Source organism: Sphingopyxis flava (assembly GCF_900168005.1).
GTDB lineage: Bacteria > Pseudomonadota > Alphaproteobacteria > Sphingomonadales > Sphingomonadaceae > Sphingopyxis > Sphingopyxis flava.
Genome location: NZ_FUYP01000008.1, coordinates 55,204 through 81,720 on the forward strand (window position 1 = coordinate 55,204; position 26,517 = coordinate 81,720).

The 26,517-nt window shown below is 65.6% G+C and carries 28 protein-coding genes; 10 read left to right on the plus strand and 18 right to left on the minus strand.

Annotated features, from left to right (window positions below; genetic code table 11):
* Positions 1-50: 50 nt before the first annotated feature.
* The 4 genes from B5X69_RS08185 to B5X69_RS08200 all read right to left on the minus strand — a co-directional run bounded on the left by B5X69_RS08185 (position 51) and on the right by B5X69_RS08200 (position 7,578).
* Positions 51-1,631, minus strand: coding sequence for a tetratricopeptide repeat protein (locus B5X69_RS08185; protein ID WP_139375723.1), 1,581 nt, complete (start codon positions 1,629-1,631; stop codon positions 51-53).
* A gap of 72 nt (positions 1,632-1,703) precedes the next feature.
* Positions 1,704-3,872, minus strand: a complete 2,169-nt coding sequence (locus B5X69_RS08190; RefSeq protein WP_079638225.1) for a primosomal protein N' — start codon at positions 3,870-3,872, stop codon at positions 1,704-1,706.
* 403 nt (positions 3,873-4,275) lie between these two features.
* Positions 4,276-5,370 carry a PepSY-associated TM helix domain-containing protein gene (locus tag B5X69_RS08195; RefSeq protein WP_079638322.1) on the minus strand — a complete coding sequence of 365 codons (1,095 nt, stop codon included), beginning with the start codon at positions 5,368-5,370 and terminating at the stop codon, positions 4,276-4,278.
* Positions 5,371-5,373: 3 nt separating this feature from the next.
* Positions 5,374-7,578, minus strand: a complete 2,205-nt coding sequence (locus B5X69_RS08200; RefSeq protein ID WP_079638323.1) for a TonB-dependent receptor — start codon at positions 7,576-7,578, stop codon at positions 5,374-5,376.
* Between the two features lie 247 nt (positions 7,579-7,825).
* Here B5X69_RS08200 and B5X69_RS08205 point away from each other — a divergent pair, with 247 nt between their 5' ends.
* Positions 7,826-9,178, plus strand: a complete 1,353-nt coding sequence (locus B5X69_RS08205) for a DNA recombination protein RmuC (protein WP_079638226.1) — start codon at positions 7,826-7,828, stop codon at positions 9,176-9,178.
* 7 nt (positions 9,179-9,185) lie between these two features.
* Here the strand turns inward: B5X69_RS08205 and B5X69_RS08210 are convergent, their stop codons facing one another.
* From B5X69_RS08210 to B5X69_RS08245, 8 genes are all read right to left on the minus strand, one after another.
* Positions 9,186-9,887, minus strand: coding sequence for an META domain-containing protein (locus B5X69_RS08210; RefSeq protein WP_079638324.1), 702 nt, complete (start codon positions 9,885-9,887; stop codon positions 9,186-9,188).
* A gap of 85 nt (positions 9,888-9,972) precedes the next feature.
* The gene (locus B5X69_RS08215) at positions 9,973-10,791 is read right to left on the minus strand and encodes a TrmH family RNA methyltransferase (protein WP_079638227.1); all 819 of its coding nucleotides are present in this window, start codon (positions 10,789-10,791) and stop codon (positions 9,973-9,975) included.
* Positions 10,792-10,794: 3 nt separating this feature from the next.
* The gene (locus tag B5X69_RS08220; protein WP_079638228.1) at positions 10,795-11,073 is read right to left on the minus strand and encodes an HPr family phosphocarrier protein; all 279 of its coding nucleotides are present in this window, start codon (positions 11,071-11,073) and stop codon (positions 10,795-10,797) included.
* Positions 11,070-11,498, minus strand: coding sequence for a PTS sugar transporter subunit IIA (locus B5X69_RS08225; RefSeq protein ID WP_053555178.1), 429 nt, complete (start codon positions 11,496-11,498; stop codon positions 11,070-11,072). Before B5X69_RS08225 ends, B5X69_RS08220 begins: the two co-directional genes overlap by 4 nt.
* Positions 11,499-11,512: 14 nt before the next feature.
* On the minus strand, positions 11,513-12,451 hold the full coding sequence (gene rapZ, locus B5X69_RS08230) for an RNase adapter RapZ (protein WP_079638229.1): 939 nt from the start codon (positions 12,449-12,451) through the stop codon (positions 11,513-11,515).
* Positions 12,448-12,891 (minus strand): HPr kinase/phosphorylase, encoded by a 444-nt coding sequence (locus B5X69_RS08235; RefSeq protein ID WP_079638230.1) that lies wholly within the window; start codon positions 12,889-12,891, stop codon positions 12,448-12,450. Before B5X69_RS08235 ends, rapZ begins: the two co-directional genes overlap by 4 nt.
* Positions 12,892-12,936: 45 nt before the next feature.
* The gene (locus B5X69_RS08240) at positions 12,937-14,553 is read right to left on the minus strand and encodes a sensor histidine kinase (RefSeq protein ID WP_079638231.1); all 1,617 of its coding nucleotides are present in this window, start codon (positions 14,551-14,553) and stop codon (positions 12,937-12,939) included.
* On the minus strand, positions 14,519-15,229 hold the full coding sequence (locus tag B5X69_RS08245) for a response regulator transcription factor (RefSeq protein ID WP_079638232.1): 711 nt from the start codon (positions 15,227-15,229) through the stop codon (positions 14,519-14,521). The genes B5X69_RS08240 and B5X69_RS08245 overlap by 35 nt, the downstream gene beginning before the upstream one ends.
* Before the next feature lie 281 nt (positions 15,230-15,510).
* Between B5X69_RS08245 and B5X69_RS08250 the strand changes: the two genes are divergently transcribed.
* Both B5X69_RS08250 and B5X69_RS08255 read left to right on the plus strand, forming a co-directional pair.
* Positions 15,511-17,112, plus strand: coding sequence for a phosphoenolpyruvate carboxykinase (locus B5X69_RS08250; protein ID WP_079638233.1), 1,602 nt, complete (start codon positions 15,511-15,513; stop codon positions 17,110-17,112).
* Positions 17,113-17,160: 48 nt separating this feature from the next.
* A complete protein-coding gene (locus tag B5X69_RS08255; RefSeq protein WP_079638234.1) occupies positions 17,161-17,652 on the plus strand; it encodes a hypothetical protein in 492 nt (163 codons plus the stop codon).
* Here B5X69_RS08255 and B5X69_RS08260 read toward each other — a convergent pair whose 3' ends face one another.
* A complete protein-coding gene (locus B5X69_RS08260) occupies positions 17,653-19,497 on the minus strand; it encodes a DUF885 domain-containing protein (RefSeq protein WP_079638235.1) in 1,845 nt (614 codons plus the stop codon).
* 205 nt (positions 19,498-19,702) lie between these two features.
* The gene (locus B5X69_RS08265) at positions 19,703-20,095 is read right to left on the minus strand and encodes a DUF3597 domain-containing protein (protein WP_079638236.1); all 393 of its coding nucleotides are present in this window, start codon (positions 20,093-20,095) and stop codon (positions 19,703-19,705) included.
* Positions 20,096-20,254: 159 nt separating this feature from the next.
* On the opposite strand from B5X69_RS08265, the gene B5X69_RS08270 reads away from it, so the two are divergent.
* The gene (locus B5X69_RS08270; protein WP_079638237.1) at positions 20,255-20,845 is read left to right on the plus strand and encodes a DUF937 domain-containing protein; all 591 of its coding nucleotides are present in this window, start codon (positions 20,255-20,257) and stop codon (positions 20,843-20,845) included.
* A 41-nt stretch (positions 20,846-20,886) separates the two neighbouring features.
* On the opposite strand, the gene B5X69_RS08275 is transcribed toward B5X69_RS08270, so the two are convergent.
* The 3 genes from B5X69_RS08275 to rplU all read right to left on the minus strand — a co-directional run bounded on the left by B5X69_RS08275 (position 20,887) and on the right by rplU (position 22,548).
* Positions 20,887-21,501, minus strand: coding sequence for a GNAT family N-acetyltransferase (locus B5X69_RS08275; RefSeq protein ID WP_079638325.1), 615 nt, complete (start codon positions 21,499-21,501; stop codon positions 20,887-20,889).
* 238 nt (positions 21,502-21,739) lie between these two features.
* The gene (gene rpmA / locus B5X69_RS08280) at positions 21,740-22,009 is read right to left on the minus strand and encodes a 50S ribosomal protein L27 (RefSeq protein WP_079638238.1); all 270 of its coding nucleotides are present in this window, start codon (positions 22,007-22,009) and stop codon (positions 21,740-21,742) included.
* Between the two features lie 44 nt (positions 22,010-22,053).
* On the minus strand, positions 22,054-22,548 hold the full coding sequence (gene rplU / locus B5X69_RS08285) for a 50S ribosomal protein L21 (RefSeq protein ID WP_079638239.1): 495 nt from the start codon (positions 22,546-22,548) through the stop codon (positions 22,054-22,056).
* Positions 22,549-22,776: 228 nt separating this feature from the next.
* Between rplU and B5X69_RS08290 the strand changes: the two genes are divergently transcribed.
* Entirely contained in the window at positions 22,777-23,298 is a 522-nt protein-coding gene (locus B5X69_RS08290) for a hypothetical protein (RefSeq protein WP_079638240.1), read from the plus strand.
* Positions 23,299-23,390: 92 nt separating this feature from the next.
* Here B5X69_RS08290 and pspF read toward each other — a convergent pair whose 3' ends face one another.
* The gene (pspF, locus tag B5X69_RS08295; protein ID WP_079638241.1) at positions 23,391-24,419 is read right to left on the minus strand and encodes a phage shock protein operon transcriptional activator; all 1,029 of its coding nucleotides are present in this window, start codon (positions 24,417-24,419) and stop codon (positions 23,391-23,393) included.
* Between the two features lie 176 nt (positions 24,420-24,595).
* On the opposite strand from pspF, the gene B5X69_RS21400 reads away from it, so the two are divergent.
* From B5X69_RS21400 to B5X69_RS08315, 5 genes are all read left to right on the plus strand, one after another.
* The gene (locus tag B5X69_RS21400; protein WP_158501157.1) at positions 24,596-24,766 is read left to right on the plus strand and encodes a hypothetical protein; all 171 of its coding nucleotides are present in this window, start codon (positions 24,596-24,598) and stop codon (positions 24,764-24,766) included.
* Between the two features lie 90 nt (positions 24,767-24,856).
* Entirely contained in the window at positions 24,857-25,519 is a 663-nt protein-coding gene (gene pspA / locus B5X69_RS08300) for a phage shock protein PspA (protein WP_079638242.1), read from the plus strand.
* Positions 25,520-25,531: 12 nt separating this feature from the next.
* Positions 25,532-25,807: an envelope stress response membrane protein PspB gene (gene pspB, locus B5X69_RS08305; protein ID WP_079638243.1), complete on the plus strand. Its 276-nt coding sequence runs from the start codon at positions 25,532-25,534 to the stop codon at positions 25,805-25,807.
* 1 nt (position 25,808) lies between these two features.
* Positions 25,809-26,189, plus strand: a complete 381-nt coding sequence (pspC, locus tag B5X69_RS08310) for an envelope stress response membrane protein PspC (protein ID WP_053555163.1) — start codon at positions 25,809-25,811, stop codon at positions 26,187-26,189.
* Positions 26,190-26,217: 28 nt separating this feature from the next.
* Positions 26,218-26,517, plus strand: coding sequence for a hypothetical protein (locus B5X69_RS08315; protein WP_079638244.1), 300 nt, complete (start codon positions 26,218-26,220; stop codon positions 26,515-26,517).

A 26,517-nucleotide genomic window follows, 5' to 3' on the forward strand; every position in this document is an offset into this window, starting at 1 on the left:
AGGTCTAACCGCCGTGCGAGCGCTGTAAAATTTGGTCTGCCAGGTCAGCCCTACTTTTCGCCCTCGTCTTCCGCTTTCTTGAAGATCTGGGCCATCTTGGCCCGCGCGTCATCGAGGTTTCCGTCGTCGATGGCCTTCACCACTTCGAGCGGCAAATTCTCATTCTCACCTTCATGACCCCGAAAGGCGATCGGCGCGATGACCGTGCGCGCGAGGTCGCCTTTACCGTCGTCGAGGAGTTGGCGGGTCATGAGCAGGCGATACTGCGGATCGAAAGATGCTTCCGGATAGACTTGTTCGAGCGCCGTGATGGCCGGTGCCGGGATCGGCTCTCCGGCTTGGCGGAACGACATATAATAGCCGATCGCCGGGCGCGGATCGAGTTGGTCAAGGTGACGCGCCTTGATGTAATAGGGCCGTGCCTCGGCATAAGCCTTCTTGTCGGTCTTGCCTCTGCCCATGAAGACCTGGGCCTTGAGGAGATAAGCGGCCGACGATTCAGGGTCGATTTTGAGCGCCCGGTCTGCAGCTGCCTCGGCAGCGTCCCAGTTGCGCGCGTCGATCTGCGCCTCGCCGACCCAGAGCTGCGCCGGCAGACTGTCGGAATAGACCGCGTCCTTGCCCCCCATGTCGCGCGCGACGTCGCGCGCCTCCTTGCGGTCGACCCCGCGCTGCGAGCGCATATGATGACGGATCAGTGCTTCTTCCGCCGAGGTCAGCCGGCGGATCGCCACCTTAGGTTCGACATAATCGCCTGGCTTCACATCATAGCCGAGGAAGGGGCCGCGCTTGTAACGGCGCACCTCTTTTTGCAGCGCTTCAAGGTCGCCGAAGATGCGCCTGGCGGCAGTCAGGCTGTCCTCGCCGCTGTTGAGCGCTTTGAGATAAGCGACAAGCTGTCCCTTCCGCTCGGGGGCAAAGTTCAGATAGTGCGAGAGGAGCCAGCCGAAAGTGTAGGACTGATACTGCTGCATGCCGCTCAGCGTCGCCTTGGTGTCGAACAGGCGGCTGAGCGGGACGTCGGGCAGATAGTCGAGCGCGGCGCCGCGAGCCTGCGGGACGTCGCCGACGTGAAAGCTGCCGTCGTCCATGAAACGGATCGTGCTGTAGAGCTCGGCAATGCCCTCCGTGTACCAATGCGGATAGGCGGTGCTGAAATTCGAGAGCATGAAATGGTGCGTATATTCGTGGAGCAGCACCGTCTTGATGTCGAGGCGCGGCCCCTGCTCGATACCCTTGCTCGTCGCGATGCGTTCGCGGGCCGGGACGAAGGCAACCGGATTGCCTGCGCGAGGGATATAGAAGCCAGCGATGCCCGATCCTGGCGCCCGGGCAAAAACCGCAATATTGTCCGTGTCACCCGTTCGGTACACCTTCACGCGGTTTGCCACGCCGATTTCGGGGCCGGGAACGGGCATGCCCTGGAGGGTGCGCAGCGCATTGTCGAAGCGTTCGAGCAGGACCGCGAACTTTTCGGCATCGCGCTGACTGCTTTCCGAATAGACGACGAAGTGGGAGGTCGTCGCTTCCCACCATTCGGCTCGCGCCGCCGGGCTCGCCAGCATCGCCAGCATCGCCGCCACCGCGCCGAGAAGCCGCGCAGCTCCCCGCATCCATGCTGTCCCCGTCACCCTTCTTTCCCCCTATTGGTTCCTTAAAAGGCCCAGCATAGCGGGCGCCTTGGCGCCTTCAAGTCCTTGGGTTCAAACGAAGCTGTAGGGGTCGACGTCGATTGCCAGCCGCGCCTTTGCGGGCCAGTCGATGCGCGCCACCCAGTCGCGGATCGTCCCTTGCAGGTCGAAGCTGCGCGGGGCGTGGAGGAGGAGGCGGAAGCGGTGGCGCCCGCGGAGCATGGCGAGCGGGGCGGGGGCTGGGCCATAGATGGCGAGACCGTCCGCGACCGGCGCTTTCTGCCCGAGACGCTGCGCGACGCCGCGCGCGACATCGATATCCTCCGATGAGATGACGAGCGCAGCAAAGCGGCCATAGGGCGGCGCTCCTGCCTGCCGGCGGGAGGCTGCCTCGGCGGCATAAAAGCCTTCGCGATCGTTGGCGACGAGCGCTGCCATGACTGGCGCGTCGGGGACGCGCGTCTGGATCAGCACCTCGCCGGGCTTGACCCCGCGTCCGGCTCGCCCCGCGACCTGCGCGATCTGCTGAAATGTTCGCTCGGAGGCGCGAAGGTCGCCGCCGTCGAGCCCCAGGTCGGCATCGACCACCCCGACGAGCGTCAGATTGGGGAAATGATAGCCTTTGGTGACGAGCTGCGTGCCGATGATGATGTCGATCAGTCCGCCCTCGACATTGGCCACAAATTCCGCAGCCTTGGCAGGCGACCAGAGCGTGTCCGACGTGACGATCGCAGTGCGCGCCTCGGGAAAGCGCAGCGTCACCTCGTCGGCGACGCGCTCGACCCCGGGGCCGCAGGCAACCAGGCTGTCCTCATCCTCGCATTCGGGGCAGAGTCGCGGCGGCGGCATGACATGCCCGCAATGATGGCAGGCGAGGCGGTGGACGAGGCGATGCTCGACCATCCACGCGGTGCAGTTCGGGCACTGGATGCGGTGCCCGCAGGTCCGGCAAAGTGTGAGCGGCGCAAAGCCGCGGCGATTGAGGAACAAGAGGCTCTGTTCGCCCTTGTGGAGCCGGTCGGCGAGAGCATCGACGAGCGGCGGGGCGAGCCAGCGGCCGCGATCGGGCGGATCCTGCCGCATGTCGATGGCCGCAAGGTCGGGCAGCATCGCGCCACCGTAGCGCGCGGGCAGGATGATGTGGCGATAGCGCCCCGCCTCGACCTGCGCGAGGCTCTCGAGCGCGGGGGTCGCGCTCGCAAGGATCACGGGCAGCGCCTCAAAATGCCCGCGCATCACGGCGACGTCGCGCGCATGGTAATGAACGCCATCCTCCTGCTTGAAGCTGGTCTCATGCGCTTCGTCGACGACGATCAGGCCGAGATCTGCATAAGGCAGGAAGAGCGCCGAGCGGGCACCGACCACGATCTTCGCCTCGCCGCGGGCTATGGCGTGCCACGCGCGGCGGCGTTCGGTCGAGCGCAGGCCGGAGTGCCAGGCGACAGGCTCGCAGCCGAAGCGCGCGGCAAAGCGCGTCAGCATCGGTTCGGTCAGCGCGATCTCGGGGAGGAGGACGAGCGCCTGCTTCCCCGCTTCGACCGCGGCGGCGATCGCCTCCATATAGACCTCGGTCTTGCCCGACCCCGTGACTCCGTCAAGGAGCAAGGTCTCGAAGATCGCGGCGGTCACGGCGTCGCGAAGCTGGCTCGCGGCCGCGGCCTGTTCGGCAGAAAGGTCGGGCGGACCAAAGTCGGGGTCGGGTTCGGGGTAGGGCGCGTCGGCTGACACGCTCACGGCTTCGAGCGCGCCCGCCTGTACCAGCCCGCGGATAACGGCCTCGCTGACGTCGGCAAGCGCTGCGAGTTCGCGCACGAGCCCTTGCCGCGCGCCGATCTTTTCGAGCGCAACAATGCGCTGCGGCGTCATGCGCGCGGGCAGCTCGCCCGTCGCGCGATACTCGACGATGGGGCGCCGCGCGTCGGCAAAGGCGGCGCCGGGCAGGACCATGCGCAGGACCGCGCCAGGCGGCGCGAGATAATAGTCGCTCGTCCATTCAACGAGCCGCCGCAAGGGCGCTGGCACGGGGGGGACGGGCACAATCTCGTAGAGGTTGCGCAGTCGGTTGTCGCCCACCGGCTCGGGCGCGCCGAAGCTTTCATCTTCCCACACTACGCCGCCCATCCGCCGCGGACCGAGCGGCGCGACGACGACGCTGCCGAGCGGGGCATCGCTCCCCTGCGGGACGCGATAGTCGAGCGGACCGAGGGCGGCGGTGAGAAGGAGAACGCGGGCGCGGGTCATGGGCTGGGGAGGATATAGGCCTGCGGGAAAAATTGGAAAGCGGTGAGGGTTGCCCGCAAGAGATTGCACGGGTCGATGACCTGACCCGCCCTATGGCTGCGACGTCCAGGCGATCAAGTTTCGCTATTGGCGTATGCTCGCGGTTTCGTCCGGTTTTGGCCTTCTTGCTGTCGACGCGCTTTGGAATGGGGGCGAAGGGGCGGTGCAGGCTGGCGTCCTTTGCCGGATTCCCTGAGCCTGCCGCTCATCGTCTGCCTTTCGCGCGACCAGGCCGGACGGCAGCTATTGGGGCGACGCCGGTCGTCCCGCTCGCTTCTGAGCGTTGGATATTTTATATGGGACTCGCAGCGCCTCCAGCGCTTGAACTCCCAGGGATCGTTGGCGGCCTCTCAGCACAAGGCCATCATGTCGAAGCGAGCGCCGCCGTTTCCACCATCCGCTTTGCGGGTTTCGGCCGCTTGAACCAGAAGGTCCAGACCGCGAAGCTGCCGAGCATGGTCAGCGACAGGCCCGAGACTGTGAGCACCACCCGCCAGAAAAGTCCGCCGACCTTGCCGGCGTGGAGCGGATAGGCCTTGTTGAACGCTTGCGCGCCGGGCGCCATGGCCAGCGCGTCACGCGCACCTAGGACCTCGCCGGTCGCCGCGTCAAACCACAAGGTCGTGCGCCCATTGGGCAGCCATTCGGCTGGCTGCCGCATCCGCAGGCTTATCGGCTCGCCCGCCTTGCGGGGCAGGCTGAGAATACGGAATTCGGCGCCTGGAAAGCGCCGCTGCGCCTCGGCGAGCATCGCGGCATAGTCTGGCTTCGCGGCGAGCGGCCCGCTTTCATATTTGGGCGGCTCCATCGATCTTACCGTTTCGGCGACGGAGCCGAAGGGCGAGACCATCGCCATCGCGAAGGGGCGGAAGATCATCATGGTGCCGGTGACGATCGACAGCAGGAGGAGCGGCGCGACGACGACGCCGAGGTCGCGGTGATGGGTGACGATCGCTGCGCGGCTCATCCGCTTGGGCCACAGCCGAAAGCGAAAAGTTTTGCGCGTGCGCCACCAGAGGATCAGCCCCGAGACCAGGAAGAAGAGACCGCACAGACCCGCCGTTCCGATCACCCATTCGCCGCTGTCGCCCGCGAAGAGATGGTGGTGGAAGTCGAAGATCCACAGCTCGGGCCGTTCCCACTGGCTCGCCCAGCGCGCCATGACCTCGCCCGACTGGTCGGCGTAAAAGCCTGCGCCTTCGCCGAACCGGAAGCGCCCCTGATGCAGCCCGAAGCCGTCGCGGGCATAGATGACGCCCTGCGGCGTCCCGGGCAGCGCCATGATCGCCTCGGTCGCCGCGGTGACGCTGGCAAGGTCACTGCGCAGCGGATCGCCGGCATGCTCAACGCCGATCCACGCATCCTTGTGAAGCAGGATTGTGCCCGACAGGCCGAGCAGCGCCAGCACGAGGCCGATCAGGCCTCCCGTCCAGCGGTGCAGCGTGTCGAGCAGCTTCATCATCTAGAAGCGGGTATCCCATCCCAGGGTGAAGGTGCGCCCGCGCCCTGCAAAATTGAAGAAATTGTCCGTCGGGCGCTGGGTGTCGCTCGCATAGCTGATATACTGCTCGTCGAACAGATTCTGCACCGCGAGGCTGATGCCGCCGAAACCCGTCTGATAGCGAACGAAGGCGTCGGTGAGCGTATAGCCCTCGAAGTCATTTCGCGGGTCGCGGTTCGGCCCGCGGAAGCTGCGCGAGAGATAGAATTGCGTCTGCACCCGCGCCGACAGCGGTCCGCTCGCGTAGGACGCGGCGAGGTTCAGCCGATCGGGCGAAATGTTCGCGCCGTCGAGGTCGGTGTCGACCACACCGTCCTGATCCTCATCGAAGCGGCCCTTGATATGGGCATAGCCTCCCGAGACGGTGAGTCCGTCGATCGGCAGCTTGATTGCAAGGTTGAGCTCAAGTCCCTGGATCTCGACGCGCTGGCGCACGACGTCGAAAATGCCGTCGGGGCGAGCGATCAGCAGCTGCCCCTTGGTGCTGGTCGACCAGAAATAGGTCGCGCTGGCGTCGAGCGGCCCGCGCTTCACCTCGACCCCGATCTCGCGATTGTTCGAAACGACCGGCGCGATGTCGAGATAATTGTCGATATCGACCCCGGCTACCTTCACCGCCCGGGTGATGCGGCCGATGTCGGGGACCGTATAACCCTCGGCGTAGCTCGCGTAGGCTCGAATGCCCGCGAGCGGCTCGACGATGACGCCGCCGTTGAGCAGTACGTCGTCAAAGCTCGGACTGCCGCCCGCGACATCTACGCCGCCATAGGTCGGAAGACCGCACGGCCCGCTCGGCACCGCAGGCGGTGCGGGGCAGGCGACAAAGGTGTTGGCGGCGAGCGTGTGATAATCGCCGATCTTGATCTTCACATTCTCATAGCGCGCCCCGCCGGCGAGCCGCAGCGCGCCGTCCAGCAGCTTGAGATTGGCCTGACCGAAGGGGGCAAAGCTTCGAAATTCGCTCGGTGGGACCCAGGTGCGGCCAGTTGTGATCAATCTTTGTTCGGTCGTGTCCCACAGGGCGTCGAAACCCGCGATCAGCGTCAGCGCCTCAAGGCCCGGCACCACGCGCTCATAGCTCAGTTTGCCGCCAATCTTCCGGCTGCGGTTTTGCGACTGGTCGAGCAGGGTCCCCACCGTCCCGATCGCTGGATCCTGGAAACTCGCGATCGGAGCAGGCTCGCCGCCGAAGGTGTCGCGGCTGCGGTTCCAGAAGATCTGGCTGATGAAGTTGCCGCCGCCAAGGTCGGTGTCGGTCAGCGACAGCGCGACGCTTTCGGTGCGATTGGTCGCCGGGATGCCGGGTGGCGAGCCGGGCTCTGCGCTCGTCGGCAGTCCGCCAGGCTTGTTGCCTGCAACAGGGGCGTAATCGCCATCGCCTTCGAGCTCGAAACGGCTCGCGATCAGGTCGAGCCGCATCGTATCGGTCACCGCATAACCGAAGCGTCCGAAGAGCGAGAGCGCTTTTGAATCCATTGTTTCGCCCTGCGTCAGGTTGATGCCGACCGGACGGCCTTCGCCGTCACGGAACAGCCCGCGCAGTTCGTAAGCCGCGCCGACCGAGGCGTCGAAGCGACCCGCCTTGTACTGGACGAGGCCGGCAAGCTTGCCGCCCATGCCGGCATCGGAAAACGCATTGTCCGCCGTTCCCTGCAGCAGCGCGCGACCCGATACGCCTTCCTTGGTCGGGGCGCCGACGGTGACCTGATTGACGATGCCGCCGGTGCCACCGATTCCCTGCAGCGCATTCGACCCGAAGATGACCTCGACCCGGTCGATAAAAAAGCCGTCGATCGTGAAGCCGTCGCGGCTGCCGTCGCGCAGCGGTGTCGACTGCGGGATGCCGTTGATCGCATAGAGCGGCGAGCGCCCGCGCAGCGTCTCGCCCGCGCCCGACAGTTTCTGCCGGGTCGGGGAAAAGCTGGGGACCAGCGTCGCTACTGCGTCGGTAACAGACCCCGAGATGGCGATCTGCTGGTCGAGCGCTTCCTTGTCGATGACGTCGACGGTGAGCGGGAGCGCATTGGCCGGCAGGATCGAGCGCGCCGCGGTAACGACGATATTGTCTGCGTCGCTCGCCGCCAACGCACTTGTGCCGTCCTGCGCATAGGCGGGGGAGGAAAGCGCGGGGCACATGAGCGCAGCAAGAGCCAATTTGCGATTCATTCTCATCTCCTGTTCGCTTGGCCGCTAATGCGAGCGATTTGCAGATGCAAGAGCTTTCGCGCGGGCGCGGGGGTTCTTGGCAGCATTCTCGTCCTTGCGTCTTGGGGGGGCCAATTGGCGAAAGGCGCGACCATCACGGCGCGACCTTCCAACCCCTGACGGGCCAGCGGCATTCGCGCCGGGGACCGCCCCTGCCTTTTCCAATTAATCCTAGCCAAGCCCACGGCGTTCATTCTATGTTCCGCGCATGACCCTTGTCTCGCTGCTCGCTGCCCTCGTCGCTCTTGCTGTCGGCGCCCTCATCGGATGGCTCTTTGCGGCGCGCCAGACGGGAGGGCTCAAGGCCGAGCGTGACGGACTTGCCGAGCGCTTCAAGGCCGCGGTGACCGACCTTGCGGCGGAGGCTGAGGCGCGCAAGGCGGCGGACCTCCAGCTTTCGGCGCTTCTCGCTGAGCAGAAGGCGCGCGATGCCGCACATGATGCGCAGATCGCCCAGCTCAAGGATGCGCAGGCAGCGCTGAGCGCGCAGTTCCGCGAAGTCGGGCAGGTGATGCTCGGCGAGGCGCAAAAGGCGTTTCTCGAACGCGCCGACCAGCGCTTCCGGCAGAGCGAGGAAAGCGCGGGCCAGACGCTGAAGTCGCTGCTCCAGCCGGTCCACGAGCGGCTCGCGCGCTATGAGGAGGCCGTAAGCAAGGTCGAGGCAGACCGACGCGATGCCTTCGGTTTGCTTCACGGTCAGATCGCGGCGATGCGCGAGGGTACCGAACGCGTATCAAGCGAGGCGGCGAAACTCGTCAACGCGCTGCGCAACGCCCCCAAGGCGCGCGGTCGCTGGGGCGAGCAGCAGCTACGCAATGTGCTCGAGAGCTGCGGTCTGTCCGAACGTGCCGATTTCCAGACCGAGGTCAGCGTGACCGATGGCGATGGCGGGCGGCTTCGTCCCGATGTCGTGGTCAAGGTGCCGGGCGGGCAGAGCCTCGTCATCGACGCGAAGGTTTCGCTCAACGCTTATCAGGATGCGTTCGGCGCGGTCGATGAGAGCGAAAGGGCGGCGCATCTCGCAGCGCATGCCGCCGCGATGAAGGCGCATGTCAACACACTGGGCGCCAAGGCTTATTGGAGCCAGTTCGACGACACCCCCGATTATGTGGTGATGTTCGTTCCCGGCGAGCATTTCCTCGCCGCGGCGCTCGACCATGATGCCGACCTTTGGGACTATGCGTTCGAGCGCAAGGTCCTGCTCGCGACGCCGACCAACCTCATCGCGATTGCGCGCACCGTGGCGGCGGTATGGCGGCAGGAAAAGCTCGCGGGACAGGCGCGCGAGATCGCGGCGCTCGGCAAGGAGCTATACGCGAGGATGGCTACAATGGGCGCGCATATCGCGCGCGTCGGCAAGAATCTCGATCAGGCGACGGGTGCGTACAATGCCTTCGTCGGCAGTTTTGAATCGCAGGTGCTCACGCAGGCAAAGCGCTTCGAGGCGCTCGATGTCGAAACCGGCGGCAAGGAGATTCCGGCATTGCCCGTCGCCGAACAGGCGGCGCGGCCGCTCGCCAAGCTTTCGGCAGCGCCGAGCGCGGTCAATGACGGCGAGTAGAGCCGCGTCAGATTGCCCGCTTGAGCACCGCACTTTGTCCATCGGCGCCGGTCAGAATCAGCGTGCCGTCGGAGGGAAATTCGAGCCGTACCGGTCCTGCCAGCAGCGCAAAGAAGCTGCTCTCCTGCGTCATCGCTGCGCCGGGACAGGCCATTTTTGTCGCCATCAGCGGGCCGGCGCGCAGCGTCGTGCCGTCGCTAGTATAGGTTCCTGAAAAGCGGTTGCAGCCCGCGCTGCCGCTGAGCCTCGTCTCCTCGAAGGCGAGCGAGGCCACCCGGCCGCCGGCCACGGAAACCCCGCCGATCGAGACGAAGGTCCAACTGGTTCCCGCGAGCGCCTCGGGCGCAAGGATGCCGCCGCCGCAGCCCTTTACCGTCTTCCCGTCGGCGCTGACCGTCACCGTGTCGCGGTAGCGGCGCTCGCTCATCCCGTCGCTGCATTCGGCATGGGTGATGTCGACCGCGAGGCGCTTGCCGGTATAGCGCTCGCCATTGAAGCCCGGCCGTGCGCCGGGGTTCGGCTCTAATATCTTGGTGTCGCCATAGTCGCCGGTATAGTTGAGGAGGCCCGGCGTGATCTCGAGCGTCCATCCGGGCTCGGTGCCGAGCGCCATATAGGATTCAGGCTGCGCATCCGGCGTCTGGGGCGGAATCGCGGTGCACGCCGCGAGTCCGAGCGGCAGGGCGAACAGGGACGGAAATCGGATCATCGAACGGCCTTTCTTCTTCGTCACCCTGAAACAGCTTCAGTCGAGCGAGGTTCCTGGAAGGCGCCGAATGTCCGGATCCTGAATGTCAACGTCGCCGCTGGTTCAGAACCTCATAGGCCATCACCGCGCCCGCAACCGCGGCGTTGAGGCTGTCGGCCTTGCCCATCATCGGCATCTTCACGCGCACGTCGGCCGCGGCAGCATAAGCTTCGGGCAACCCTTGGGACTCATTGCCGATCAGGATGAAGGTCGGCGCTGCATAGCGCACCGCCTGATAATCCTTGGTGTCCTTGCCCAGCCATGTCGCGACCAGTTCGCCCGGGCCGGCCCGCAGCCAGGCGAGAAAATCGTCCCAGTGCGTCTGCACGAGCCGCTGGGTGAAGATCGCCCCCATGCTCGCGCGCACCGCCTCGACCGCATAGGGATCGGTCGATTCGTCGAGCAGGATCAGCCCGCCGGCGCCGACCGCATCGCCAGTGCGCAGCATCGTGCCGAGATTGCCCGGATCGCGCAGCCGCTCAGCGACGAGCCAGATCGGCGCGGCAGCCCGGTCAAGATCGCCGAGGCGCGTTTTCGGCTCCGCGTAGATGCCCACAACCGTCTGCGGATTGTCCTTACCCGACAATTTGGAGAGGATGGCCGGCGTCGTGTCGATCACCTCTCCGCCGCCTGCCAGCGTCGCCTCGACAAGCGCCTTGGCGAGCGGATGCCCCGCCGCGCCCTCGTCAGCAAGAAACAGCCATTGCGGCAGCACCCCCGCCTCGCGCGCCTCGGTCGCGATGCGCAGCCCTTCGGCGAGGAACAGCCCCTCGGCGCGGCGATGCCGCTTCTCGCGCAGCAGCCGCATTCGCTTGACGAGCGGGTTCGAAAGACTTTCGATCCGGGAACGGCGAGCGGTCGCCATGGGTCAATCCTCGCCGAAGCTGTCCTTGACCAGCCCGACGAGCTTGAGCAGCGCCGCGTCGGCACCATGCCCTTTCGTGTGGATGGTGATCGAATCGCCTTTTGCTGCGCCAAGCATCATGAGCCCCATGATCGAGGTGCCGTTGACGCGGTTTCCGCCCTTTTCGACCTCAACGGTGACACTTTCGGGCAGGCGGCTGACAAAGGTGACGAATTTGGCGCTGGCGCGCGCATGAAGACCGCGCTGGTTGGTGATTTCGACGGTCTCCGACAATTCGCTCAAAGGCCCACTCCCAGCATTTCCGACGCGACCGAAATATATTTCTGTCCGGCCTCGCGCGCCGCGATGACCGCGGGGCGCAAGTCCATCGTCTTGCGCGCACTCTCGAGCCGGATCAACATCGGCAGGTTCACGCCCGCGATCACTTCGGTTCTTCCCGCTTCGAGCAGGCTGATCGCGAGATTGGACGGGGTTCCGCCAAACAGATCGGTCAGCATGATGACGCCGCGGCCGCCGTCGACGGCGCGGATCGCCTCGGCAATCTCCTGGCGGCGCATCTCCATATTGTCGTTGGGACCGATGCATACGGTCGCCACAGCGCGCTGCGGACCGACGACATGCTCCATCGCGGTGACCATCTCTTCGGCGAGGCGGCCGTGCGTGACGAGAACCATTCCGATGAGCGGCAATGCTTTATCGCTGGGCATGCAGTCTGGGACCCTTATGCTTTACCGCCGGATGCGGGCGGGGGCTTGCCCTCAAGCCCATCTTGCGGGGCCGAGTCAAGGTTGCGATGGAGGAGATTGGGGGCGTGGCCAGCAGCGCGTAGCGTCCCGGCGACGCGCTCTGCGACATGCACGGACCGGTGCCGCCCGCCGGTGCAGCCGAAAGCAATCGTGACATAGCTTTTCCCTTCGGCGCGGTAGCGCGGCAGCAAGGTGAGCAACAAGGTCTCGATCTGCTGAACCGTCGTCTCATAGGCGGGGTCGGCTGCGACATAGGCGGAGACGTCGGCATCGAGGCCGGTGCCGGGCCGCAGCTTCGGGTCCCAGTGCGGATTGCGCAGATAGCGCATATCGAACACCAGGTCGGCATTGCGCGGAAGTCCGCGGGCGAAGCCGAAGCTCATCACGGTCAGCGACGGCTCGTCGTCGCCTGTATCGGCGAAGCGCTGGCGAATCTCCTGCTGGAGATCGTTGCTGCTGTAATTGGTCGTGTCGACGACATGCTCGGCCCAGCGGCGGAGGGATTCCATCATCTCGCGCTCGCGCGCGATGCCGTCGGCTGCGGGACGGTCTTCGGCGAGCGGATGGCGCCGCCGCGTCTCGGAGAAGCGGCGTTCGAGTTCGGCGCCGGCGCAGTCGAGGAACAGCGTCTGGATGTCGCGGCCGCCCGCCTCCCGCAATTCCTTGATCCGTTTGACAAGTCGCGCGGGCTTGAAGCCGCGGCTTCGGCTGTCGATACCGACCGCGATCGGTCTTGCCGCCTCGCTCGGTTTGACGGGAGCTTCGATCAACGGCTCGAGCAGCGAGAGCGGCAGATTGTCGACAACCTCCCACCCCAGATCCTCGAGCACCCTGAGCACAGTCGATTTGCCTGCGCCCGACAGGCCAGTGACGAGGAGGAGGCGCGGCTCGGCGGCAGGGAGGGTAACGGTCATGCCGCCTCGAGCCGGTCGAGCGCGAGCAGCACCTTTGCCGGTGCCGAAGCCTCAAATGCCGAGAGCGTCACCGCGGGAAGAGGATTCCCCGCCACAGTCTCGATCTGGTTAGTCGGGGGCATGCGTTCATAGCGTTCGGCGAGCCGCACCGCGAGCGCCAGCGGCACCGGCGCTGTCCAGGGTTGCTCGACGATGCCAAGGCCGCGCACTTCCATCTTGCCGGCCAATTCGGCAGGCGGGCGGCACCAGAGCCGGCCGCGGTCGAACCAGACGTCGCAGCGGTCGTCGGCGACCAGCCGCGCTCCCCGATCGATCAGCCGCAGCGCGAGATCGGACTTGCCGCGTCCCGAGGGGCCGAGCAGCAGAATTCCCCGGCTGCCAGCCGCAACGCAGCTCGCGTGGATATTGGAGATAAGAGGGGCGGTCCGGCTCGAAAGCATGCATCGAGGCTTACCGGCGCGCGCACCGCGCCGCAAGGCGGATGGCTAGGCCGCCCCGCCTTCTTCCGCCGCGGGAAGGGTGATGAGCAGGCTCGCCCCGGGCTTGCCGTCATCGCGGTCGCCCGCGGCGATCGTTCCGCCATGTCCCTCGACGATGGTGCGTGCGATTGCGAGGCCAAGCCCGCTGTGACGGCCGAAAGCTTCGCCATTGGGGCGTTCGCTATGGAAACGGCGGAAAATTGCCTCGCGCTGCGCGGGCTCGATGCCTGGGCCGTCATCATCGACGCCGATATGCACCTCTTGCCCCAGCCGCGTCGCCCGTACGCAGACGAGCCCGTCCGGAGGCGAGAAGCTGATCGCATTGTCGATAATATTGTCGATCGCGCGTTCGAGCCGATGGCCATCGCCCATCACCGTTGCCGTGCCCTTGCGCGGGCGGGCGAACGCGATGCGCGGCTGCGGCTTCTCTCCCTGCTCGGCGCGGGCGGCGCGCGCGGCCAGCATCGATTCGATCATGAGTCCGACGTCGATCGGCTCGAAAAGGGTGCGCGACAATTGCGCGTCGATCCGGCTCGCGTCGCTGATATCGCTGACCAACCGGTCAAGCCGGCGCACATCCTCGTCCGCGATCGCGAGAAGCTGCGCGCGCTGTTCGTCGGTCTTGACGCGGCCAAGTCCTTCGATCGCCGAACGCACCGAGGCGATCGGGTTCTTGAGCTCATGTGTCACGTCGGCGGCGAAATGCTCACCGGCGTCGATGCGCTCGCGAAGCGCTTGCGTCATGTCGCTGAGCGCTCGGGCAAGCGTGCCGATTTCGTCGCGGCGGCTCGGCAGGCGAGGAACCACCACTTCACGCGCGCGGCCGAGGCGGACCCGCACCGCGGCGCGCGCGAGGCGGCGCAATGGGCGCACGATCGTGCGCGCAAGGAAAAGCGAGAGAAGGACCGAGGCGATCAGAACCATCGCGAGCACGACCGCGAGGCGAAAGCGCTCGGCGCGCACAGTCCGCGTGATGTCGCGGGCATTGACCGTCATCAGCATCACTTCGGGGGCCTCAAGATCGACGACGCGCGTTGCGCTGAGCAGCGGGGTGCGCTCGGGGGCGTAACGGAATCGGCTGGTGCCCTCACCGCTTTGCTGCGTCTCCTTTACTTCGGGCCAAGCGGCGGCGCGGTCGGTCGCGGGCTCTTCGAACTCCGGATATGCGGGGGCACCGACGATCCAGTCTATGCCGCGGTCCATCGCGCGCGCCGCATCGCGCTTCCATGGCTGCAGGTCGGGATCGCGCAGCGTGTAGGTCGGCGGGCCATGCGCGAAACTGTCGTAAAGCTTGCGCCCATCGGGCGCATAGAAGCGCAGCCGCGATTCCGTCGCGCGCGTGAATTCACCGATCAGTCTCTCGCGCTGGTCGGGCCGCGCGGCTTCGAGCGCGCTATCGAGCAACGCAAGCTGATCCTCCATCACGGCGATCCGCGTGTCGACGAGGCGGCTGCGATAGGTGTCGAGATAGAAGAAACCGCCGGCGAGCAAAGCAACCGCGAGAATGTTGACCACCAGGATGCGCGTCGTCAGCGACCAGCGCGCCGACCAGACGAGCTGCAGGTCCTCGGCCGCGGCTGCGCGATTGTCAGCCCTCGTCAGCAAAGCGGTATCCCGCGCCATAGAGGGTCGCGATGGCATCGAAATCGGGGTCGACCTCGCGGAATTTGCGGCGCAGACGCTTGATATGGCTGTCGATCGTGCGATCGTCGATATAGACATCGTCCTGATAGGCCGCGTCCATCAGCTGGTTGCGACTGCGTACGATTCCGGGGCGGCTGGCAAGCGTTTCGAGGATCAGGAATTCCGTGACGGTGAGTGTTACATCCTTGCCGTCCCAAGCCACCTTGTGCCGCGCCGGGTCCATCGTCAGCCGCCCGCGCGTGATGGGTTCGGCGACTGCCTCGTCCTCCTCGCTCGGCGCGCTCCGGTTAAGCTCGACGCGGCGAAGGATCGCGCGAATGCGCGCGATCACCAGGCGCTGGGAAAAGGGCTTGGCGATATAGTCGTCTGCCCCCATGGCAAGCCCCAGTGCCTCGTCTATTTCGTCATCCTTGCTGGTGAGGAAGATAACGGGAAGCTGACTCTTCTCGCGCAGGCGGCGCAAAAGTTCAAGACCGTCCATACGCGGCATCTTAATGTCGAAAACCGCAAGGTCGGGCGGGTTGTCGATCAGGGGCTTCAGCGCCGCCTCGCCGTCCGAATAGACGCGCGTCACAAAGCCTTCGGCCTGCAACGCGATCGACAGGGACTGGAGAATGTTGCGGTCGTCGTCGACCAGCGCGATGGTTGCCGTCATGCTCTTTCCATTGGGGCGGGACCCGCATGCTCGATTAGCCGATCCCGCACCCACCGACAACTGCGCCCGCGCGTCACCGGTTCCCTTGCGGCGCACTCGTCGTGCCTCGGGCACGGGTCCCGCTTTAATCTTTGACCTCATGGGCCATCGCCGCTAACGCGACCGGGAATTTTCGGAATCGGCGTCACCGTCGGCACCCATCACGATGCGGGCCTGCCCTTTTGCGCGGCGGGCGTTGCATAGGTATGCAAGGGTCCGGCGAAGTAGGGAAAGGCCAGGACATGACCAAGGTGGTGATCGGTAGCGAAGCCGTCGAGACGCGTGCGGACGTGGCCGAAAACTGGGGCACGGCGCAGCTTGTCGAGGAAGCAGTGCGTCATGGCGAAGGGCTCCTCGCCAAGGACGGCCCGCTCGTTGTTGCGACGGGCAAGCACACGGGTCGCAGCGCCAAGGACAAGTTCATCGTCCAGGACGAAGAGACGCGCGACACCATCTGGTGGGGCAAGACCAACGTTGCGATGACTCCGGATCATTTTGCCGCTCTCAAGGCCGATTTCCTCGCCTATCTCGCGGACCGTCCGCGCCTTTATCGTCAACAGCTGTTCGGCGGCTCGCAGCCCGAGCATCGCGTGGGCGTGCAGGTCATTACCGAGCTTGCCTGGCACAGCCAGTTCATCCGCACCCTGCTTTGCCGCCCGACCGCAGCCGAGCTCGCGGCGTTTGCAGCGGAATATACGATTATCGACCTGCCAAGCTTTCGTGCTGACCCTGCGAAGCATGGCACGCGGACGGAAACCGTCGTCGCGGTCAATTTCACCGAGAAGCTCGTGCTGATTGGCGGAACGGCCTACGCCGGCGAGATGAAGAAGTCGGTCTTCGGCATCCTCAACTATCTGCTGCCCGTGAAAGGTGTGATGCCGATGCACTGCTCGGCGAACATTGGTCCGAAGGGCGATACGGCGGTTTTCTTCGGCCTGAGCGGGACCGGCAAGACGACGTTGTCGGCCGACGCTTCGCGCACGCTGATCGGTGACGACGAGCATGGCTGGTCGGACACGGCCGTCTTCAATTTTGAAGGCGGCTGCTATGCCAAGATGATCCGCCTCTCGCCCGAGGCAGAACCTGAAATTTTCGCGACCACCAAGCGTTTCGGCACCGTGCTTGAGAATGTCGTGATCGACCCCGAAACGCGCGAACTCGATTTCGACGACGCGAGCCTGGCCGAGAACAGCCGCGGCTCCTACCCCATCGACTTCATCCCGAATGCGTCGCCGGAAAATATGGGACCGGTGCCGCAGAATATCATCATGCTCACCGCCGATGCCTATGGCGTGCTGCCGCCGATCGCGAAGCTCACTCCCGACCAGGCGATGTATCACTTCCTCTCAGGCTATACGGCGCGCGTTGCCGGCACCGAGATCGGCGTGACCGAGCCCGAGGCGACCTTCTCGACCTGCTTCGGCGCCCCCTTCATGCCGCGCCATCCTTCGGTCTACGGAAATCTGCTGAAGGAGCGGATTGCAAAGGGCGGCGTCCAGTGCTGGCTTGTCAATACGGGCTGGACTGGCGGCATGGCGACGATGGATGGCATTGCGCGCATGCCGATCAAGGCGACGCGTGCGCTGCTCAACGCTGCGCTCGACGGCAGCCTGAACGATGCCGAGTTCCGCAAGGACCCGAATTTCGGCTTCCTCGTGCCCGTCGCGGTACCGGGTGTCGATTCCGCGCTGCTCGATCCGCGCGAGGCCTGGGCCGACAAGGCGGCCCATGACCGCACGGCCGAGGCGCTGGTGCAGCAATTCATCGATAATTTCGCGCAATTTGCGGACCATGTCGATGAGGGCGTCCGCCAGGCCGCCCCTCGCGCAGCCGTCGCAGCCTGATCGCGCCCGGTGCTTCCGGGTGGCCCATCACCCGGAAGGAGCCGGACGATGACGACCCGATTTTCACCGCGCCTTTTCGAGCGCGACCTTGACATCCGCATGCTCGGTGAGGGGCTGCTCGCCTGCACGTTGCCGCGCGAGGCTTGGACGCATGAGGCGCATCTGGCCGCGTGCCTGTGGCTCCTGACCGAACGCCCCGACATCGACTTCGATAAAGAAATCGCGGGGCTTATCCGCCGTTTCAACGAAAGTGTCGGCGGCATAAACGACGACCAGAATGGCTATCACGACAGCATCACGCGCGCCTTTGTCGCCGGCGTGCGTCAGTTCCTGTCCGAGACTCCCGAAACCGGACTGGTCGCGCGCGTCAACGCGCTGCTGCTCTCGGACGTCGGGCGGCGCGACTGGCCGCTGCGCTTCTACAGTCCAGATCGTCTCTTCTCGGTTGAAGCGCGGCGCGGGTTCGTCGAACCCGATCTGGCGCCGCTGCCCCGCTTTAATCGCGGGCATGGCGGCGGCGCGCTCGCACTGACGCGATGATCAGCTCCTCCCGCTCGCGATATATTCATCGACATTTTTCGCCAGCACGTCGAGCGGGACGTTGCCGCCCTCGACGACCACATTGTTGAAATCGCGCAGATCGTATTTCGCGCCGAGTGCTGCCTGCGCGCGCGCGCGCTGGCGGACGATTTCGCTATGCCCGACCTTGTATCCGCACGCCTGGCCCGCCCAGCTGCAATAGCGGTCCACTTCGCTTGCGACTTCGAGCGGGTTCGATCCGTTGCGCTCGACAAAGAAGCGGACGCCTTCCTCTCGCGTCCAGCGTTTTGCGTGGAGACCCGTGTCGACGACGAGGCGGCACGCCCGGAACGCCAGCGACTGGAGATAGCCGAGCCGGCCCACCTCGAAATCATCATAAAGCCCAAGCTCGTCGGCGAGCTGCTCAGCGTAGAGCGCCCAGCCTTCGGAATAGGCGTTGAACGCGAGCATCGAGCGGATCAGCGGCATCTGGTTCGCATATTCGCCCTGCCAGACATGCCCCGGAATGGCCTCGTGCATCGCAAGATCCGGGAGTGAATATTTGCTGTGAAGGTCGGTCGTGCGCAGGTTGATCCAGAATTTGCCGGGAATGCTCCCGTCGATCGATCCCGCGCCGCCATAGGCGGCAGGCGCGCCGGGCTCCTCGCCGATCGGCAGGCGCTTCACCTCGACATTGCCCTTCACCAGCGTCCGGAAGGCGCGCGGCAGCTCGGCGCGAATCTTGCCGAGCCAGGTCTGGATATAGGCCTTGATCTCCTCGCGTCCCTTGTCCCCTTCGGGGAACTTGTAGCGCGGGTCCTGCGCCAGCGCGTTCATCCGTGCGCCGACCGGGCCGTCGCTATAGCCGAGCTTCTTGAGGATCGGGTCCATCCGCCCGTGAAGCTCGGCAAGCTGGTCGAGGCCCATCTGGTGCACCTCGTCGGGGGTCATGCGGGTGGTGGTCGAGGCGCGCAGCCCCCACGCATACCATTCCTCGCCGCCGGGCCGCGCCCAGAGGCCCGCATCCATCGTCGCCTTGGGCCGCTGCGCGCGCATCTCGGCGATTTGCCGCTCAAGTGCGGGCACGACCGCGCTCTTGACGATCCGCTCGGCGCGCAAACCCCAGTCTCCCCCAATCTTCAACGCCGCGGTCCGCTGCGCAAGGCTGTCGACCAGTTCGCCGCCAGCGCGCGCATCGGCAAGGCTCGCGTCCATCTGCTTGAGCGCCGCGTCGATAAGGAAGGCGGGCGCGATCAGGCCCTGCGCCCCGGCCGCCTTCAGTCGCTCGGTCTCGCCGTCGAGCGCGGCGGGATAGGCGTGGAGCCGCGCAAGATAGGCCTCGGCGTCGGCGGCGTTTCTGAGCGGATGATCGCTGCCGAGAAAGCGGGGGATATCGAGATAGGCGCCGACATTCTGGATCACGACATAGGGCGTGTTGCGCCAGCCCCCGACCGCGACGTCGCCATAGGGCAGCGCAAAGCCATCGAGTGCGACGCTGTAGGCGCTGTCGACCACCGCGAGGCTGGTGCGCGTCGCATGATCGAGGCCGCTCGTGTCCAGGGCGCGCACGCGCGCGAGGTCGGCCTTGAGGGTCGTAGCGAGCGCGGCGACGCCGGCGGGGGAGCGGTCGGACAATTGCCCGCGCATGTGCGCGCGATCGCCGGTGTCGATGCCAAGCGCGGTCGCGCCCTCGGGCGCGTGGGCAAGGAGATTGTCCGCGACCGAATCGAGAAGCTGCTCCGCCTCGCTCTTCGGTGCCTGCTGCAGCGCAGCGGCGGGGCGCGCGACGGTAAGCGTCGCGGCCCCGGCGCCGAGCGCAGCGAGCGTCTGGCGGCGGCTTACGGGCGTAAAAAGCGGATATTGCACTGGCGGCTCCCTGCGACTTTGTTTCTTCTGAAACCTGTCTAAGGCGGGCGCCGCGCCGGTCAATGGGCCTGCCAACCATCCTCCCGGGGGACCGTGGTGAGCGAACGCCGGACGGCGGTGAAGCGACTATGGGCTTTGCCCCTTCAATTCCGCGCGAGACCGCTGGCGCTTCCCCATGCCCCCGCACGGGGAAGCCTGCCCTTTGTCAATCTGTCAGTTCGGCCGGCACCTTGCCGCCGTTCGCCGCGAGTTCGCGCATTACAGCCTTGTGCAGCCAGATATTCATCTCGGCGCTGCCGTTGAGCTCACCGGTATAACCGAGCTCCTGCGCCAATTCTTTGCGATTCTGAAGACTGGGGTCGATCTCGAGCAGCTTCATCAGGTCGACGATCGACGTGCGCCAGTTGAGCGTCTGGGTCGCATAGGCGTTCTGTGCGGTCAGGATTGCTTCGACGTCGACCTCGCTTATCGGCGTCGGCGCGGCGGGAACCGGCTGCGGGGCCGCGGGGGCGGCCGTTGCGGCTGGAGCAGCCGCCCCCTCGGCGGCGGCAGCCTTCTTGCCGAAAATCGCGTCCTTGATCTTGCCGAAAATGCTCATGATGGGGACTCCCTCTCCTCATGCGACCGCAGCGGGTCGCTTGCGTGCAGATCGGCACCGGCAGACAAAAGGAGAATGAACGGCTCCCCGCCCGCCCGTGCACTGCTATACCAACCCTTGTCGGCGCTGTTCGATCCGCGCCCCAGACGGAGAATATTCATGAACCTCACCGACATTTTGCAGCAGGCCGGCGGCCTTGAATCGATGGCGAAGGAGCTGGGCGTCTCGCCCGGCGTCGCGCAGCAGGGCGCCGACGCGCTGCTCCCCGCAATTCTCGGCGGGTTCAAGAAGCAGATACAGGGTGGGGGCCTTGAAGGGCTCGGCGGTCTGATCGGCCAGCTCGGCGGCGGGGGACTGCTCGATTCGGTGCTCGGGTCGCAGCCGACTCCGGTCGGGCAGGGCAATGAGGTGCTAGGCCAGATCTTCGGGTCCAAGGACATCAGTCGCACCGTCGCGGGTGATGCAGCGGCGAAGACCGGCCTCGACGCCGGGCTTCTCAAGAAGATGCTCCCGATGCTCGCGATGATGGTCGCAGGCTATATGGCAAAGCAGGGCGGCCAATCTCCCGGCGGCGGACTGGGCGGCATGCTCGGCAATGTCCTCGGAGGACTTGTGGGAGGGGGCAGCAGCGCGCCCGCGGCAGGCGGACTCGCGGGTAGCCTTGGAGGCCTCGGCAAGCTCATCGACATGAACGGCGACGGCAATCCGCTCGACGACATCTTGGGCATGGCGGGAAAGATGCGCGGCTAGGGTGCGAGGCGCCCGCTACTTCCGCCGGATGGGAAGAGGGGTTAGGCCGCCTCCAGTCGCCAATCGCTGCGAAGCCTATCGGGCCACCGCGCGGCGCGCGGCATGGCGACGGCCCCTTCGTCGCCGTCGCCATCGGTGCCCGGTGCCGCGATGTCCCGGGCATATTCGATTGTCGGAGCGGCCTCGCCGCGGGCAAGGCTAGCGCGCAGCGGCCGCCGCCCGGTCTGCCGGAAGCCGAGCTTGCGTAGCACGGCGCCCGAGGCTGGATTGTCGGCGAAATGGGAGGCCATGAGCCGGCTTATGCCGAGCGTATGCGCGAGGTCGACCATGTGCCGCCCCGCTTCGGTCGCATAGCCAAGCCCCCAATAGGGACGCGCCACCCAGTAGCCGAGCTCGAACTCGCCGCTTTCGGTCCGGTCCATCCCGACACCGCCGATCAGGCGCGGCGCACTTGCGGTGCGCTGGAGCATCAGGAAGCGGCTCGGGTGGCCTTCGGTCCAGCCCGCCAGAAACGCGCGGGCATCCTCTTCATGATAGGGCCAGGGCGCCCGAGCGAGGTTCCTCGCAATCGCCTCTTCGCCGATCGCGCGCGCAAGCGCAGGGGCATCCTCGTGCCAACCGGGCCGCAGCAAGAGCCTGTCGGTGCGTGCAAACATGTTCGTCACTCCCATTGGGGGTCGCTCTGGCGTCAGATGGTGACGCTTTGACGACAGCCGATATGCGAGGGAGATGATCGGATCCTTTTTTGCGCCCTGCGCCAAGCGGCGGATAGCGGGCAAGAAAAAAGGGAGTCCGGGGGCGACCCGTCTCCCTCTTTTCGAACCTGGTTTCCGCTTGGGCGGAAAGGGCGGCTCCGGGTCGTCCCTGGCGGACGACCTCGGTGAAAGTCGTCCCTTATTCGGCGGCGTCTGCCATGCAGTCGACCGACACATATTTGCGGCCAAGCTTGCCCTCGTGGAATCGGACGCGGCCGTCGGCAGTGGCAAACAGCGTGTGGTCCTTGCCCATCCCGACGTTGACGCCCGGATAGACCTTGGTGCCGCGCTGACGCACGATAATGTTGCCGCCGATCACTTCCTGACCGCCGAACTTCTTCACGCCAAGGCGACGGCCGGCTGAGTCGCGACCGTTGCGCGAGGAACCGCCTGCTTTCTTATGTGCCATGACTGATGCTCCTTAATCTCTTGGGCCGAGCCGCGGGATCGCGCTCAGGCGTCCTTCTTGGGGGCCGCCTTCTTGGCAGCGGGTTTCTTGGCCGGCGCGGCCTTCTCGGTCGCGGCGTCCTTCTTGGGAGCAGCCACCTGCTTCGGAGCGGCTTCCTTCGCAGGCGCAGCCTTGGCTTCGGCCGCCGGGGCAGCCTCTTCCTTCTTGGGCGCCGCTTCCTTCTTCGGAGCCGCCTTCTTGGCGTCGCCCACGGCGAGGATGCGCAGCAGCGTCAGCGACTGGCGGTGACCGTTGCGACGGCGGTAATTGTGCCGACGGCGCTTCTTGAAGACGATGACCTTTTCGCCGCGCGTCTGGGCGATGATCTCAGCCGAGACGGTCAGGCCCTTGGCGTCCTTCACTTCGCCGCCGTCGCCGGCCAGCAGGACGTCGCCCAGCGACACGGTGTCACCGGCTTCACCTTCGATCTTCTCGACGGCGATCTTGTCTCCAGCGGCGACGCGATACTGCTTGCCGCCCGTGCGCACGATTGCGAACATGGTCTTCCATCCAATCAGAAACTAAAGCACCCGCGCTGCCAGTTGCCCGCCGAAGCAGGCGATTTTTCCGGCATGCGGGAAAGTCAGCGCCACTAGCGGCCAAGCCCGATGCTGTCAACCGCATATTTCCGCGTTTTTCGGGCTTTCGGCCATCCCGCTTTCAGTCCTGCGCGTCCTTCCCCCGATTCGGCTTGCCGCCCGCGCCCGCGGCCCATATCAGGAGCGGCAATGACGCGCATCCCCCATATGCTTCCCGCGGCGATCGCGGCCTCGCTGTCGCTGTCGGCCTGCGCCACCGCGCAGGAAGGCCAGGCGCCCTCGCTCGCCAAGCGGCCGGTCGAGGGGCGATTCGATGTCGCGCCGCCCGCGGTCGTCGTGGCGCCTCCGGGGCCGCTGCCCACTGATCTTGCAGGACGGCTCGCTCGTTGGGAATCGGATGCCGTCGAGGCGCAGCGGGCTTTCGCCGCGGAGCGCGGCGTCACTGCACCCCTGGTCTCCGCGGCCGCGGGTTCGGGGGTTTCGAGCGAAGCGTGGGTGGTCGCGCAGCAGGCGATCTCGCGCCTCATTGCAGCGCGCGCTCCGCTCACCGGTGCGCTTGCCGAGATCGACCGTCTCTATATCGACCGCAGCGTCGAGGGGGCGATTGACGGCTTGCCCGACATCTATGCGCTGCGCGAGCGGCTCGCCGACATGGCGTCGGCGCAGAACGCGGTGATAGAGGCGCTTGAGGCCCAGCTGCCCGAGCAATAGGCGCATCGCGCCCTGCAACAAATGCGGCCGCGCGGGGCCGTTGATCGCTTGCGCTTCGGATATTGCCGGGCCGCCAGGGGCGCGGCGCCGTGCTATTGATTGAGCCCATGCTTCTTCAGGGCGTGGCGGATCTGGTCGTAACTGAGCCCCAGTGCCTCCGCTGCGACCTTCTGATTGTAGCGGCAGCGCGCCATCGTATCGGCGAGGATCTGCCGCTCATAGCTGTCGACCGCTGCGCGAAGGTCGCTGACGGGCCCGAAGGGCGGCGCGGCGGGAGCCGCGGGGGAGGGGGCGGGTGCAGATGCGGGCGCCGCGCCCTCCTTTTGCCTTGGGCGGTGGGCGGGCTGCCAGGGGCTTGCGAACGGGTCGAAGCTCAGCGCGTCGACGGGCCTTGCAGGATCGGGCCAGCGATAGATAGCACGTTCGATTACGTTCCGAAGCTCGCGAACATTGCCCGGCCAGTCGTGACCCTCCATCTGCGCGAGTGCGCGCGGGCCGAAGCCGGGCCATTCCTCCCACCCGAGCACCGCCGCCATGCGCTGCCCGAAATAGGTTGCAAGCACCTCAATGTCGCCCTCGCGGGCGCGCAAGGGGGGCAGGGTGATGACCTCGAACGACAAGCGGTCGAGCAGGTCTGCGCGAAAGCGGTTCTCCTCGACAAGCGCCGGAAGATGCTCATTGGTCGCCGCGACAATGCGCACGTCGACGCGGATCGGGCGCGATGAGCCAACGCGGGTTACCTCGCCATATTCGACCGCGCGGAGCAGCCGCTCCTGCGCCGCCATCGACATTGTCGCAAGCTCGTCGAGGAACAATGTTCCGCCGTCCGCCTCTTCGAAGCGCCCGGCGCGACTGCGCGCCGCCCCGGTGAAAGCGCCAGCCTCGTGCCCGAACAGCTCCGATTCGATCAGCGTCTCGGGCATCGCTGCGCAATTCATGATCAGATAGGGTTTGTCCCAGCGCGCCGACAGGCGGTGGAGGCGCTCGGCGATCAATTCCTTGCCGGTGCCGCGCTCGCCGATGACGAGCACTGGACGGTCGAGCGCGGCAGCCTGGCTCGCGCGTTCGACCGCATCTTGAAAGGCCGCCGATTGGCCGATGAACTGCGTCTCGCGCTCCATTCCCAATGATTGGCAAAATTTCCCGCTCGTTGGCAAGGCAAATCGTGCGCGGACCGGCACCGGAGAGAATATTCGGAGTTTTTCCGGCCTTCTGGCCAATTGGCACACCCCCTGCATATCGATTGCCGAACCGGCACGACGGTGTGTCGGAGCAGCGAGAACAGGAAGGTTGACCCATGAAAACGACGTTTGCCCAAGCCGCTACTTTCGCGCTCAGCGCGGTCGGAGCATTGGCCATCCTCGTGGGCGTGATCGACCAGCCGCAAATCGCCTTCAGCGCCGGACACCCCGTCGGCGTCCTGGCGGTGACCGCTGCAGCGTCCCCGGCGGTCAGTCCTTTGGCCTGACCGGCTCTGGTGCCGGGGCACTCTCCCCCTTGCCCCGCCCCGGCACCAGCATTTTTCAAGGTCTCAAGAGTTTCGACAGGAGTTAGTAAAATGGGTATTTTCTCACGGACCCGCGATATCATTGCCGCCAACGTCACCGACCTGCTCGACCGCGCGGAGGATCCCGAAAAGATGATCCGCCAGATCATCTTCGAGATGAACGAGACGCTGGTCGAAGTTCGCGCCTCGGCCGCGCGCACGATCGCGGACCAGAAGGAGATGCGCCGTCATATCGCCAAGCTCGAAGGCCTGCAGGATAGCTGGAAGGAAAAGGCGGAGCTCGCGCTGTCGAAGGACCGCGAAGACCTCGCGACCGCGGCGCTGATCGAAAAGCAGAAGGCCGGCGACATGGCCGAGCGGCTGAAGGCCGAGATTGCCGTCCTCGACGATTCGCTGAAGGGATATGAGGCCGACATCGCCAAGTTGCAGAAGAAGCTTTCGGAGGCGCGGGCGCGCCAGGCGAGCGTTGTGAACCGCCTCGAAAGCGCGGAGAACCGCTACAAGCTGCGCGAAATGACCAACGGCGACCGTGTCGAAGATGCCTTCTCGCGCTTTGAAATGCTCGAACGCCGCGTCGACGAAGCCGAGGGCCGTGCGGAAGCGCTGGGCCTGGGCTACAAGAAGTCGCTCGATGACGAAATCGCCGAGCTGCAGGCAGCTGACAAGGTCGCCGACGAACTCGCCGCGCTCAAGGCTGCGCAGGGCAAGAAATAAGGAGCCCGACCGATGGAAGACATCATCATCGTCCCGATCGTCATCGGTACGCTCTTCCTCGGTCTGCCTTGGCTGATCCTCCACTACATCACCAAGTGGAAACAGGCCAAGACGCTGACCGGCGAGGACGAGCAACTGCTCGACGAACTCTACGACACGGCCCGGAGGCTCGAGAACCGCCTCCATACCGTGGAACGCATCATCAGCGCCGACCATCCCGACTTCCGCCCCGCGGTGCGCAGCGATGAGGACCTGGCGCAGCTCGAAAATACAAACAGGAGGAACTGAGATGTCTGCCAGCCGCACGAAATTCTATCTCGACAAGCAGAACGCCAAATGGAGCGGCGTGTGCGCAGGGATCGCGGACTATAGCGGCGTCGATGTCCTCTGGGTTCGCGTCGGCGCGGTCCTCCTGACGCTGATGGGTGGCTTCCCCTGGACGCTCATCGCCTACTGGATGGTCGCCTGGATGGGAACGCCCAAACCCTTCGCTCTCTATGGCTCGAATGAAGAAGCAAAATTCTGGCAGGGCGTGCGCTCGAACCCCAGCGCGTCGACACGCGACATCCGCTCGCGCTTCCGCGACATCGACCGCCGGCTCGCCGACATCGAGCTTTATTACACCAGCCACAACCGTCGCCTCGCCGACGAGATCGACGCGCTGCGCTGAGCGCAAGCGCGGGTCAGGGAGAAGAGACATGAGCATCGGTGCCCCTGCCTTCATCCTCGCAATCGTCGCCATGTCGATGATCGGATGGATGGCGACGACTTGGATGCGCGCGAAGCACGGCTATCCGGTCGAGAATGAATGGGGCGGCACGGTTCATCGAACCGCCCCCGACACTGATCGAAAAATCACGCTTCTTGAAAGCGATAATGCCAAGCTAGCCGACCAGATCACGCGGCTCGAAGACCGGATTTCGGTGCTCGAGCGCATCGCGACAGAAGCGAACGGCGGCGCGGCCCAGCTCGCCGACCAGATCGAACGGCTGCGTTGA